The sequence below is a fragment of the Streptomyces sp. NPDC048481 genome (assembly GCF_043200075.1).
GTDB lineage: Bacteria > Actinomycetota > Actinomycetes > Streptomycetales > Streptomycetaceae > Streptomyces.
Genome location: NZ_JBICXC010000016.1, coordinates 17,281 through 29,742 on the forward strand (window position 1 = coordinate 17,281; position 12,462 = coordinate 29,742).

A 12,462-nucleotide genomic window follows, 5' to 3' on the forward strand; every position below is an offset into this window, starting at 1 on the left:
TACAGTGTTTTCTCTAGGAAAGCAGCAGGCAGCCGTGGGTGACCGGCCGGGAGCGGTGGGCGAGGAGGGCACAAAGCAATGCCCGTGAAACTGCGTGATCATCAGGTCGAGGCCGTTGCCGCCGTCGTGCGGGGGCTCGACGTGCCGCCTGGTGGGATCCCCTCCGCTGGTCTGCGGGGGCAGGTGCACGCTGCTTGCGGGACCGGGAAGACCGTCATCGCTGCCGCGGCGGCCAGGCGGTTGGTGCCTCATGGGCGCGTTCTTGTTCTTGTGCCCACGCTCGATCTGCTGGCGCAGACGGTGAAGGCGTGGCACGAGGTGGGGCACCGGGGGCCGGCGGTTGCGGTGTGTTCGCTTCAGGACGATCCCGAGTTGTGGAACCTGAAGGTGCGGGCCACGACGAATCCGATTCAGCTGGCGTTGTGGCACGGTTCCGGGCCGGTGACCATGTACGGCACCTATGCGTCGCTGGGCGTGCTCGCGGAGGCCTTCGAGGGGGCCTACGGGCAGCGGCTGGATCCGGTGGATCTCGTGGTGGTCGACGAGGCGCATCGGACGAGTGGGTCGATGGGCAAGGCGTGGGCGGACGTTCATGATCAGAGCGTTGTTCCGGCCGACCGCCGGTTGTATCTGACGGCCACGCCGCGGATCTGGCAGGAGCGCCTGGAGCGGGAGGTTCCCGAGGGGGTTCGTGATCCGCTGCCGCGGGAGATGGCGGCTTCGATGGACGACGAGAAGGTCTTCGGGCCCGTCCTGTACAAGCTGTCGCTCGCGTCCGCGGTGTCGCGTGGGCTGCTGGCCCGGTATCAGATCATCGTCGTCGAGCTTCAGGATCCGGTGGTCACCCCTGAGCGGTTGATGAGTCTGGAGCGGGGCACGGAGGAGGTCCGCGGGCAGCGCTTGGGGGCCTTGCAGGCCGCGCTGCTGCACACCATGGCGCAGCATGATCTGCAGACCTGCATCACGTTCCATCATCGGACGATGGAGGCGCAGGCCTGTGCCGAGGGGCTGGAGCGGGTCGCGGCGGCCCTGTACGCGGAGCGGCCCCGGGAGTATCCGGAGCGGATCTGGGCCGACTGGCTGTGCGGGGAGCACGCGCCCGAGCATCGGCGGAAGGTTCTGGGCTCGTTCGGCACCACGGGGCGGCGTGCCGTGCTGTCCAACTGCCGTGTGCTGGGGGAGGGCATCGACATCAGGGCCGTCGACAGCATCGCTCTGCTGGATCCGAAGGGCGCCCCGCATGACATCGTCCAGGCCATCGGTCGGGCGCTGCGTCAGACGCCGGGGCAGGGGAAGCTCGCTTCGTTGATCGTGCCGGTGTTCCTTCAGCCGGGCGAGCGGCCGGAGGACATGTTCACCTCGGGGTCGTACCGGCCGCTGGTGAAGGTGCTGGAGGGGCTGCGGGCGCACGACGAGGAGGCGGTCGAGTTGCTGGCGATCCCGCAGGAGCCGCAGCGGGGCGTGGCGCAGCCGTCCTTGTTCATCGGTCCGCCGCCCGGGGAGGGGGAGGACGACTCCCGTCTGCTGTTGCGGTTCGCCGCTCCCCGGGATCCGGTCATGATCGCGGACTGGGTGTCGTTCAACGTCATCGACACCGAGCGCCAGGACTGGGCGCGGGGCTGGGCGGCGTTGAAGAAGTTCGCCGAGCGCGAGCAGCACGCCCAGGTGCCGTACGGGCACAAGGAGGGCGCGTACCCGTTGGGGCAGTGGGTCGCGGAGCAGCGGAGGGCTTACGGGGCCGGTCAGTTGGGTGGTCGGCGGGTGGCGCGGCTGGAGGAGCTCGGCATGCTGTGGTCGCCTGCCGACGAGCGGTTCCAGGCGAATCTTCAGGCCGCCAAGGCGTACTACGAGCAGCACTGGACGCTGTGCGCGCCCCGCTCGGCCGCCGCGCTGGACCGGCCCGTGGGTCAGTGGTTGTCCAACCTGCGCCGGCCTGGGGCTCTGGACGGGCATCCCGAGTGGCGGGCGGCGCTGGAGGCCGTGGACCCGGACTGGAATCCGGCGTGGCCGGCGGACTGGCAGCGGCATTACGCCGCGCTGCGTGAGCTGGTGCGCGACGAGGAGGGGGCGACGGAGGTCCTGCCGGGGCTCACCGTGCACGGCATGGACATCGGGCGGTGGCTGGCCCGGCAGCGCAGGCCCGAGGTGTGGGCTGCCCTGGCGGAGGGGCAGCGGGAGCGGCTCGAGGAGCTGGGCATCACGGCGCCGGCCGCTCGGCAGGCGCAGAAGACGGTGAAGCCGTCCGTGCCGGGCATGACCGCCTTCGAGCGGGGCATCGCCGCCCTCACCCAGTACAAGATGCGCGAGGGGTCCCTGACGATCCCCAGGAGCCATGTCGAGCGGCTGGACGACGGTACGGAGGTCAGGCTCGGAGTGTTTCTGTCCAATCACAAGACGCGGCGCGCGAAACTCACCGGGGACCGACTCGCCGCGCTCGCCACGCTGGGGCTGGACTGGGCACGGCAAGGTTAAGGAATGGGATAAGTTTACGGTTAAGCGGTACCGGGTCCGATGTGAAGGTGCAAGGCAATGGCATCCGAGGAAGAACTGTTCGCCTCAGTCGACGCTCTGCTGAACGAGGAGCCGCATCTGCCGCCGCCGGCGGAACGTGCCCGGCTGCGGGAGGCCGCCGGTATCACGCAGGCCCGCCTCGCCGGCGCGCTGAAGACGACGACCCAGTCGGTGAAGAACTGGGAGAACGGGCGCAGCGAGCCCAAGTCGCCGCGTCTGGACGCCTATCAGCGGCTGCTGAACGGGTGGGCGGCGAAGTATCCCGCCGCCCCCGGCATCCTCACGCCGGGTACGTCGACCCCGGTCGCCCAGCCCCCTCAGGTCCCCAAGGGCTCCCAGGTCCCCCAGGGCTCCCAGGTCCCCCAGGATCCTCCGGCTGCCGCGTCCGGGAGCGCCGTGGCCTCCCCCGGCTCCGCGGCTCCTGCCGCGCCGGCCTCCGCACCGGCCCCGGCTCCCGCACCGGCGGCGCGCGCGCGTTCCGCCACGACCGTACGGCGGCCGGCCGCGAAAGGGACGGCGCAGCACGCGGCCGCCGTCGATCCGCGGTTTCCGCACGGGCCGCTCGCCGTCCTCGACGGCGACGGCTGCGCCTACGGCGTCGACGGGCTCGTGCTGGACTGTCCCGCGACGACCGTGGTGGAGCTCGTGGAGTGGACGTTGCGCGAGTCGGGGCTCGGCGCACCGAAGCTGAACCGCAACGGCAAGGACTCCGATCCGCTGATCGTGCTCACCGCGTCGGCCGCCGTGAAGCTCGGTCTCCCCGAGCGCCTGGAAGGCCACGAGCAGCGTCGGTCGTTGCGGCTGCCGGAGGATCACCCGGTGGTCAAGGAGGTGGCAAAGGCGAAGTGGCGGCTCACTCAGCGCGGGTTCGGTCCCTGGCCGAGGATCTACCGCAAGGTGCAGGGCCGTGAGCGGCAGTGTGTGCAGTTGGCGGTCCTGTCGTGGGGCGCTCTGGACGAGCGGGCCTGGCCGGGTGTCGCGGAACGGGAGCCGGCCGAGATCGCCCGCGCCCTGACCGTCTACGCCACGCGTGTCATCACGCCGCGCGGTTCCACGGCCGTCTCCGGTCTGGAGCTGATGACGGCGTTGCGGCCGCCCACGCGCGCGGTGCGCGACGAGGCGAGCGGGAACTGGGTGGCGGGGCACAATCCCGGTTCGCTGGGGACGGAGCCGGTGGATCCCGCACCGCCGGAGGCGACGCCCGAGCATCCCGTGGTGGTGGGCAGCGGGTGGACGGGCGGGTTCCTCGACGAGGAGGCCTATCAGTGGGTGCGGCCGGTGGATCTGCTCGGAGACGAGGAGTGCACGCTGCCGTATGCGGTCGGTCTCGACCTCAACACCGCGTTCCTGGCCGCCGCGTCCCGTCTGGTCGTCGGTCTGTCCGCGCCCGACCATTTCCGCGCGCCGGCCTTCAATCCGAAGATCCCGGGGTCCTGGCTGGTGGATCTGTCGCACGTGGAGGTGGATCCGCGGCTGCCGTCGCCGTTCACGCCGAGCGGGGAGCGGCCTACGGGGCCCGCCTGGTACCAGACGCACACGGTGGCTTATGCGCAGGAGTTGGGTTTCAACGTCCGTCCTGTGGAGGCCTATCTGCGCCGGGAGACCGGCGCCTATCTCGATCCGTGGCACGACCGGCTGAAGACCGCCTATGTCGACACCCTCGCCGACCTCGGCGTCACGAAGGATCTGGACGACCGTGAGTTCCTCGCCGCGATGGAGCGGCACAAGGAGGTCGATCCGGCCCTTGCGGCGGTCCTCGCGGCCGTCAAGGCGACCGTGAAGGGCGGGATCGGCAAGCTGCGCGAGCGTCCTCAGGGCAGGCGGTACCAGCAGGGTGAGCGGTGGCCGGCGTTGCAGCGGCCGACCTGGCGTCCCGACATCCGTGCGGCCGTCATCAGCAAGGCCCGGGTGAACATGCACCGCAAGCTGACCAACATGGCCAAGATGACCGGCCTGTTCCCGCTCGCCGTTCTGTCCGACTGCGTCGTCTACCCGTCGCCGGGGCCGAGTCCGCTGGACTTCCTGCCCTACGCCGCTTCGGGCAAGGCGCAGCCCGGTGCGTTCCGGCTCGGTCCGACACCCGGTCTGGCCAAGCTGGAGGGCGTCCAGTCGATGCTGTGGGCCGTCGACCTCATGGAGAAGGGCTTCAATCCGGCCCGGCACATCAAGGGCGGCGACGCCGTCCTCGACGAAGGCGAGTGACCCGTGGCAGAGATCGACGACGCCATCGACCGCGCCGACCAGGAGCACTTCACCCGCCAGCCGCCCAAGACCCTCAAGGGCCGCATCAACTTCCTGGTCAAGCAGCTCAAGACGACCCGGGCCGTCGCGGCGGAACTCGGCATCAGCCAGCGGTCGGTGGAGCGTTACCGCACCGGTGAACGCAGGCATCCGCCGCAGGCGATCGCGGACCGTATCGACGCCGCCGTGCGGCGGCGGTGGCAGCCGCAGGTGCGCAAGCGCCGTCGCAAGCAGGCCGCGACCACTCGCGGGATCACCGTCGAGACCAGGGCCAGGTTCGGCTACACCGCGCCCGTCGGGACCACCGACGACGGGCGGTTCCGGCGTCTCACGGTGCATCTCCCTCCGCCCTACGCGCAGCGGCTGTTCGACGCGCGCGAGGCCGGGTCCGGCGACCGGGAGCTGCGCGCGATCATCGCCGAGGGCTTCAAGGACGTGTACTTCCAGGACGGCGGGACCCGCGCCTCCGGCCTCAGCGACGTCACCCTCAACGACATCGACTACCTCGACCTCGATTACTGACCGCAGGACGAGCCGGGGTGGTCCCCCGGCTAGGTTACGGACATGGTTGATCACCGCTCGGTCGACGTCGGTGGGATTCGGCTCGCCTATGAGGTCTCGGGTCCGCCGGAAGCTCCGCCGCTCGTCCTGTTGCACGCACTGGGCGAGGATGCTTCGGACTGGGGTGTCGTGGCGCCCGTCCTGGCCCGCAGCCGACGGGTCCATGCCCTTGATCTTCGCGGTCATGGCCGAAGCGACTGGCCGGGGGACTACTCGCTGCAACTGATGCGGGACGACGTGCTCGGTTTCCTGGACGCCCTGGCTCTCGACCGGGTGGATCTGATGGGGCACTCGATGGGCGGGATCGTTGCCTATCTGTTCGCCGCAGAGTATCCGCGGCGTGTGGACCGGCTCGTCCTGGAGGATGTCCCGGTGCCACGACCCCGCGAGCAGTCCACACCGCTCAGGCCGGAGGGGAAGCTGACGTTCGACTGGGAGATGGTGCTGGCCGTCAGACGGCAGATCGACACGCCTGATCCGGAGTGGCTGGGGAATCTCAGCAGGATCACGGCGGAGACCCTTGCCGTGGCCGGCGGTCCGGGAAGCCATGTCCCCCAGGAGGGCATCGCCGAGGTGGCCCGCCGCGTCCCTCGAGGGCGCGTCGTCACCATTCCGGCCGGGCACCTCATCCACCACACCCAGCCGACGGAGTTCGTGGAGGTGGTCATGAGGTTCTTGCAGCCGCCCGGAGACGGCCCGGCCGCACGGCCGTCGCTCCGGACGGATGACGAGATTCCTCTTCGCCCCCCGAGGTGACGTTTCGGCGCGCTTCGGCACACGGGACCGGCGCCGCTTCGCCCGGCAATGGGCCCTGCGGTAATCCGGTTGAGCGTCGGCGGGTGGAGGGGCAGGCTTGCGCGGTGATTGTCGAGCTGGCTCCCCGCTTTCTGACCTGGGACGATGTTGATCCCGCCCGGCACTGCTTCGATGGGGCGTCGGCGTCGCGGGTGGTGCGGTCGCTCGGGCCGGCGCGGAGGGTGCCGAGCCGCCCCGACATTCCCTTCGGTGACCGGGCGATGAGTGACTGGAGCTGGAGTGAGGGGCAGCCTTGGGCCGAAGCCATGTCGCATGCCCTCGCCGAGCACTACGGCCGCTGGACGGTGGGCTGGCGCTGGGCGCACGACGAGGGCGACTTCGACGGAGGACCGGTCGGGAACTGGTGCTGTCCCCGGGACTCGATCACCACCCCTGAGGAGACGCTCACCCGTGTCGTCGCGGCGCTGCGCGAATGGCGCGAATGGGTGGAGAGTCTCGCCGGGTGGTTCGAGGCGTACCCGCTGGACCTGGCCGGCATCGAGGACCAGCGGATCCTGTGGGAGCGTGCCGCCCGGAACCTGATCCTCCAAGTGAGCGACCGCACCGGCTGCGGCAGCGGTTGGCACGCACACTGCCGTCAAGTGCTCACCTGGTTCCTCAGCCGCTGGGGCGTCGCGCCCGACCGCGCACAGGAGCTGGTCGACGAGGCGGTCGGCGGGCGGTTCGCGAGCTGGACCGGCCCCGGCATCGTGCTGGTCGACGACGTCGCGGAGCAGCTCGCCCTGTCGGTGCGGCCGGACGACGGCGCACGGTCCGCCGGGCCGGCGCCGGACCACCTCGAGCGCTGGCTCGCGGTGCGCGGCACCGTGCCGTGGCCGACGGCTCCGGAAGGCGGAGGGGAGGAGCCGGTGGTCCCGTCGTGCGACGGCGCGGCGGAGGACATACGGGCCTTCGACGGCGCCTTGGACCCCGCCCGCGCCCGAGGTCTGCTGACCGCCCTCGAGCTGTTGCGGGCCGACGCGGCGTGCGGCTCCCGAGTTGACTTCGCGCTGCTCCAGCGCTGGCAGCAGCACGTGCTGGGCACACCGCGGCCGCCGTCGTTCCGCGATCTGCCGGCCTTCGCCAAGGGGGGCCGGGAACGCTACGGGATCGGCCCGGACACCAGGGCCCGCTTCGACGCCTGCCTGGCCGAGAGCGCGCGGAGCACCGAGCGGCCTCTCTCCCTCACCGCCCGGGCCGCACGTGCCTGTCTCGACGTGTGCTTCTTCCATCCCTTCGACGACGGCAACGCTCGGTCCGCGTTCCTCACCCTCGTCTTCGTCCTCGCCCGCGAGGGCGTCGCCCTCGACGGGGTCGGTCTGCTGCGTCGCGTCAGCTTCCAGGCCGACGACCCGCAGGACGCACTGATCCTCACGCGGTACGTCGAGAGCCACATCGCGCAGACCCGGCGCAAGGTCGCGGCGGAGGACCACAGGCGGTGACCTGCCCTGCCTTGCGCGCCTGACGACGGCAAGCAGGGTGCCCGCCCGGTGAAGGCTTCCGCGCCCGTGCTGCGGCAGGCGGTCCGTCCCCCTGCACGTGCTCCGCGCGCGCCCCCGTGCGACCGCGCGTGGGCCGGCCGTCTCGGGGTCTCCACGCCCTTCCCACGCTTCGCGCATCCGGTTCCCACGATCAGGGCGTTTCGCCCTCAACGCGCGTCCACGCGGAGCAGCGCTCCGGTGCGGGGGCGGTCGCGGCCGTCCTGTTGCGCTCGGTGAGAGGGGTTCGAGGGGCTCGCGAGCGGACTTCGACCCGGGTTCCAGCGGGGCCGTCGAGGATGCGGCCAGGCGGGGAGGCCACAAGCCTCCGTTCGGCGTTCGGCGTGAGGAGTGCGTATGCGCAACCTGGACCGGGGGCCGCGTCGTCGGCGTCCCGAGCTGGAGCGGGCCGAGGGCGCGCCCCTCGCCGCCGATGCCGTGACGGGCGGGGCCTCCGCCGCCGTCCACGTGAGCGGTGCCGTCGTCGAGGGAGGGCGGCTCTGATGCGGCGCATAGCGGTCGTCGGGGCGGGTGCGGCGGGATCGCTGACGGCGGTGCAGCTGCTGCGGCAGGCCGCCCGGCGCGGGCGGGCGGTGGAGGTGTGGCTGGTCGATCCGGGGAGCGGGACCGGGCCGGGCGTCGCCTACGGCACGTCCGATCCGCGCCATCTCCTCAACGTGCCCGCCGCCCGCATGAGCGCCTTCCCCGACGACCCCGGGCACTTCCTGTGCTGGCTGCGGGAACGCGACCCGCTGGCCGCGCCCGGTGACTTCGTTCCGCGTCGGGTGTACGGGCAGTACTTGAGCGATGTCGTCGAGCGCGCCGTGGACGCGTGCGGGCGCGGGCGGCTGCACCGGGTGCGGGACCGTGTCGTCGCCGTCCGCGAGCGGGGGTCCGGGCCGGTTCTGCGGCTCGCCGGCGGTGGTGAGCTGCGGGTGGACGCGGCCGTGCTGGCGTTGGGCGGTCTCGCCACGGCACGCGACTGGGCGGGTCCCGAACTGCGGGCCTCGGGGCGGTTCGTGGCCGATCCGTGGGCTCCGGGCGCGCTCGACGGCCTCGCCGGGGAGGGGGACGTCCTCCTCGTCGGCACCGGTCTGACCATGGTCGACCTGGCCGCCACGCTGGCCCGTCCGGACCGTGTGCTGCACGCGGTGTCGCGGCACGGGCTCCTTCCGCACGAGCACCTGCCCGCCGCCGCTCCGCCGGTCGAACCGCCGGACCTGGACGGTTCACGCGGTCTCGACGCGCTGCGCCGCGGCGTCCTGCGGCATCTGTCCGCCACCCGCCGGGCCTGCGGGGACTGGCGGCCCGCCCTGGACGGTCTGCGCCCGCTGACGGCCGCGTTGTGGCAGCGGCTGCCGGTGGCCGACCGGGTCCGGTTCCTCGACGAGGACCTGCGCACCTGGGAGGTGCACCGTCACCGGATGGCTCCCGCGACCGCTGCCGCGCTGCGCGGGCTGCTGGCGGCGGGCCTGCTGCGGATCGGCGCCGGTGAGGTGGTGCGTGCCGTGCCGGTGGACGACGCGGTGGAGGTGGCCCTCGGCGACGGCACCCGGCTGCGGGTCGGTGCGGTCGTCAACTGCACCGGGGCCCGGCCGGGTTCGCACGGCACGGCGGATCCTCTGGTCCGCTGCCTGCTGGAGCGCGGGTACGGGCGGACCGGTCCCGCCGGTCTGGGGCTCGACACCGCCGCCGACGGACGTCTGACGCCCGCGGCCGGCGTCCCGGCCGCGCGGCTGTGGACGCTGGGCGCGGCGCGCCGCGGGAACCTGCTGGAGACCACGGCGATGCCGGAGATCCGTGCGCAGGCCGCCGAGGTCGCGGGCACCGTGCTGGACGCGCTCGCCGACCGCCGTGCCCCCGCCCCGGCCGACCGCTACGGGCTGCGCCTGAGCACCACGCGGGAGGCGGCGGAGCTGTACGACCGGGCGCTGGGGCGGATCCTGGCGGGCAGTCTGGGCGCCGAGGCGCTGCTGGCCGAGGCCGTCCGCGTCGACCCGGGCTTCGCCGTCGCCCACGCGGCGCTGGCGCTGCTCGACCACGCGTGCGGGAGCGCCGAGGAGACGCCCGCGGCGCTCGCGTCCGCCCGCCGGGCCGCGGCCGTGCGGGCGGACGAGCGCGAACGCGGCCTGGTCGCCGCCGTGGACGCCTGCCTGACCGGTACCGAGGAGCGGGGCAAGGCGGCCCTGCTGGGCCATATCGCCGGGCATCCGCGGGACGCGCTGGCGGTGAGCGCGGCCGTGCCGACCGTCTCCTTCAACGGGGTGACCGGCGCCGAGGAGGCCTGGGCGCTGGTCGAGGGCCTGTCGGGGACGTACGGCGACGACTGGTGGTACCTGGGTCAGCTCGCCTTCGTCCGGCAGGAGCAGGAGCGCTGGGAGGAGGCCGAGGCCCTGGCCTCACGGGCGCTGGCCGCGCAGCCCCGCGCCGGGCACGCCGTCCACGCGCGGGCGCACGTGTACTACGAGACCGGTGAGCACCGGGCGGGTCTGGCCTGGCTGGAGGGGTGGCTGGCCCGGTACGGGGAGGGGGCGGCCCACCGTTCCCACGTCGCCTGGCACGTGGCCCTGCACGAGTTGTCGCTCGACGACCCTCCCGCGCTGATGCGCCGCTACCGGCGCGAGCTGACCGCTTCCCGGGTGAGCGGAGGGCGGCTGCTGGTCGACTCCGCCTCGCTGCTGTGGCGGGCGCGCATGACGGACAGCTGGAGCGGCCGGCTGCCGGTGGCCGAGCTGCTGGACGCGGCTCCACGGCACTGGCTCGACGCGCCGGCGACGGGCTTCGCCGCCCTGCACAGTGCGGTGGCCTTCGCCGCGGCCGGGGACCTCGACGCGCTGGGGCGGTTGCGCGCCCATGCGCTGGCCCACCACCATCTGGTGTTCGCGCGGGTGATCGCCCCGCTGTGCGACGCGCTGGCGGACGTGGTCCGGGAGGACTGGCTTCGCGCGGTACGGCGGCTGACGCCGCTGCTGCCCCTGGTCGCGCTGACGGGCGCGAGCAAGGCCCAGCAGGAGGTGGTGGAGGAGACGCTGCTGCACGCGCTGGTCGCAGGGGGCGAGTGCGACCGGGCGGCACGGCTGCTCGCCGCCCGGCTGGACCGGCGCCCGTCGCCGCTCGACCGGCGGCGGCTGGAGTCGGCGCCTGGGCTGAGCGGGGCGCTGCGCGGGGGGCTGGTGGGTAGCTGAGTGAGGGGCTGAGCACGTGGTCCGCGCGCGTCCGCCGTTCGTCGGGGTCGGCTGTGAGGTGTTCGGGCGGTGACTGCGCGGCGGTCGGCTGTCGTCGGTCTTCGGTCTTCGTGAGCGTTCAACTGCGGCGGTCCGTACGGGGTGCGTTCGGGCCGCCGCAGCGACGGTGGTGGGGTTTCGCCGCCCTCGGCGCGCGCCGGCGGTCGGGGCGGGCGGGATCCGGTTCCGGTTCCGGTTCCGGTCACCAGGTGGCGCCGGCGGGCTCCTCGATCGTGGTGTTGATGCGGTTGAAGAAGTTGGTGAGGCTGATCATCAGGATGAGCGCGGAGAGCTGCTCCTCGTTGAAGTGGTCGGCGGCCTCGTTCCACACCTCGTCGGGGACGGCCTTGCCGCTGCGGTCGGCGATCCGGGTGGCGGCCTCGGTCAGGGCCAGGGCCGCGCGCTCCTCGTCGGTGAAGAAGGGCGCCTCGCGCCAGGCGGCCACGGCGTGCAGGCGTTCGTCGCTCTCGCCGTGCTTCTTCGCGCCCGTCACGCCGGCGAACACGCAGGCGCTGCAACCGTTGATCTGGCTGGCCCGCAGGTGGACCAGCTCCAGGATCTGCGGCGAGACGCCGCCCTGGTACATGGCCTTGTAGATGCCCTGGATGCCCTTCATGGCGTCCGGCAGGACCATGGCGGGGTTCTTCATCCGGGCGGTGGTGGCGGCCTTGTTCATCTGATGCCCTCCAGGTGATCCGTTAGCGTCTGTCACTGGACCGACGGATCCGGACGCGGGGATGTGACAGGTGAGCGCGAACTTATTTCTGGCGGACCGTTTCGAGGCGGAACGGCCCGGGCTGCGGGCGATGGCCTACCGGATGCTGGGCTCGCTCGCCGAGGCGGAGGACGCCGTCCAGGAGGCGTGGCTGAGGCTGAGCCGCGCCGACGCCGGCGACGTGCGCAATCTGGGGGCCTGGCTCACCACGGTCGTGGGCCGGATATGCCTGGACATGCTGCGTTCGCGGGCGTCGCGGCGCGAGGATCCGCTGCCGGAGCGGGACGGTGCGGTCCGGCTTCCCGACCCGGTGGTCACCTCGGCGTCCGGCGTGGACCCCGAGCAGGAGATCCTGGTCGCGGACTCGGTGGGCATCGCGCTGATGATCGTTCTGGAGACGCTCTCGCCGGACGAGCGCCTCGCCTTCGTCCTGCACGACATGTTCGACGTGCCCTTCGACGCCATCGCCCCCGTCCTCGGCCGGACGACCGTCTCCACCCGGCAGCTCGCCAGCCGCGCCCGCCGTCGTGTGCAGGGCGCGGCCCCGGCCGCCGACACGGACGTCGCCTGCAGGCGCGACGTCTTGGACGCCTTCCTGACCGCCTCCCGCGGCGGCGACTTCGAGGCGCTGCTGGCGGTGCTCGCGCCGGACGTGGTCGCGCGCTCCGACGGCGGCACGCTCGTGCCGAGCGTTGTGCGGCGCGGGGCGGCCGACGTGGCGTCCCAGGCGGTCGCCTTCGCCCGGTTCGCGGCGGACGCCCGGCACGTCCTGGTCAACGGCGCGCCGGGCGTCGTCTCGTTTCGCGGGGGCCGGCCGCTGTCGGTCATGTCGTTCACCATCCGGGGCGGCCGTATCGCCGGGCTCGACGTCCTCAGCGATCCCGACCGTCTGAACTCGCTCGGCCTGACGGCCTGACGGCCTGACGGCCCGACCGCT

The 12,462-nt window shown here is 72.7% G+C and carries 9 protein-coding genes; 8 read left to right on the forward strand and 1 reads right to left on the reverse strand.

Features of this window, described 5'->3' with window-relative positions; genetic code table 11:
• Nucleotides 1–78 precede the first annotated feature (78 nt).
• From ACGFSH_RS32815 to ACGFSH_RS32845, 7 genes are all read left to right on the forward strand, one after another.
• A complete protein-coding gene (locus tag ACGFSH_RS32815; protein WP_393354950.1) occupies nt 79–2,472 on the forward strand; it encodes a Helicase associated domain protein in 2,394 nt (797 codons plus the stop codon).
• A 57-nt stretch (nt 2,473–2,529) separates the two neighbouring features.
• Nucleotides 2,530–4,713 (forward strand): telomere-associated protein Tap, encoded by a 2,184-nt coding sequence (gene tap / locus ACGFSH_RS32820; RefSeq protein WP_393354951.1) that lies wholly within the window; start codon nt 2,530–2,532, stop codon nt 4,711–4,713.
• Between the two features lie 3 nt (nt 4,714–4,716).
• The gene (tpg, locus tag ACGFSH_RS32825; protein WP_393354953.1) at nt 4,717–5,274 is read left to right on the forward strand and encodes a telomere-protecting terminal protein Tpg; all 558 of its coding nucleotides are present in this window, start codon (nt 4,717–4,719) and stop codon (nt 5,272–5,274) included.
• A 42-nt stretch (nt 5,275–5,316) separates the two neighbouring features.
• Nucleotides 5,317–6,069: an alpha/beta fold hydrolase gene (locus tag ACGFSH_RS32830; RefSeq protein ID WP_393354955.1), complete on the forward strand. Its 753-nt coding sequence runs from the start codon at nt 5,317–5,319 to the stop codon at nt 6,067–6,069.
• Between the two features lie 104 nt (nt 6,070–6,173).
• Nucleotides 6,174–7,550: a cell filamentation protein Fic gene (locus ACGFSH_RS32835; protein WP_393354957.1), complete on the forward strand. Its 1,377-nt coding sequence runs from the start codon at nt 6,174–6,176 to the stop codon at nt 7,548–7,550.
• A gap of 393 nt (nt 7,551–7,943) precedes the next feature.
• Nucleotides 7,944–8,090: a hypothetical protein gene (locus tag ACGFSH_RS32840; protein ID WP_393354959.1), complete on the forward strand. Its 147-nt coding sequence runs from the start codon at nt 7,944–7,946 to the stop codon at nt 8,088–8,090.
• A complete protein-coding gene (locus tag ACGFSH_RS32845) occupies nt 8,090–10,771 on the forward strand; it encodes an FAD/NAD(P)-binding protein (protein WP_393354961.1) in 2,682 nt (893 codons plus the stop codon). Before ACGFSH_RS32840 ends, ACGFSH_RS32845 begins: the two co-directional genes overlap by 1 nt.
• 241 nt (nt 10,772–11,012) lie before the next feature.
• Here the strand turns inward: ACGFSH_RS32845 and ACGFSH_RS32850 are convergent, their stop codons facing one another.
• Complete coding sequence (locus tag ACGFSH_RS32850) at nt 11,013–11,486, reverse strand: carboxymuconolactone decarboxylase family protein (protein WP_393354963.1); 474 nt, start codon at nt 11,484–11,486, stop codon at nt 11,013–11,015.
• Nucleotides 11,487–11,556: 70 nt separating this feature from the next.
• Here ACGFSH_RS32850 and ACGFSH_RS32855 point away from each other — a divergent pair, with 70 nt between their 5' ends.
• A complete protein-coding gene (locus tag ACGFSH_RS32855; RefSeq protein ID WP_393354965.1) occupies nt 11,557–12,441 on the forward strand; it encodes a sigma-70 family RNA polymerase sigma factor in 885 nt (294 codons plus the stop codon).
• The last annotated feature ends 21 nt before the right edge of the window (nt 12,442–12,462 follow it).

What these genes read in the sequence shown, in the direction of transcription:
- ACGFSH_RS32815 (WP_393354950.1), top strand. Translation starts at nt 79, where the DNA reads ATGCCCGTGAAACTGCGTGATCATCAGGTCGAGGCCGTTGCCGCCGTC.
- tap (WP_393354951.1), top strand. Translation starts at nt 2,530, where the DNA reads ATGGCATCCGAGGAAGAACTGTTCGCCTCAGTCGACGCTCTGCTGAAC.
- ACGFSH_RS32830 (WP_393354955.1), top strand. Translation starts at nt 5,317, where the DNA reads ATGGTTGATCACCGCTCGGTCGACGTCGGTGGGATTCGGCTCGCCTAT.
- ACGFSH_RS32840 (WP_393354959.1), top strand. Translation starts at nt 7,944, where the DNA reads ATGCGCAACCTGGACCGGGGGCCGCGTCGTCGGCGTCCCGAGCTGGAG.
- ACGFSH_RS32845 (WP_393354961.1), top strand. Translation starts at nt 8,090, where the DNA reads ATGCGGCGCATAGCGGTCGTCGGGGCGGGTGCGGCGGGATCGCTGACG.
- ACGFSH_RS32850 (WP_393354963.1), bottom strand. Translation starts at nt 11,486, where the DNA reads ATGAACAAGGCCGCCACCACCGCCCGGATGAAGAACCCCGCCATGGTC.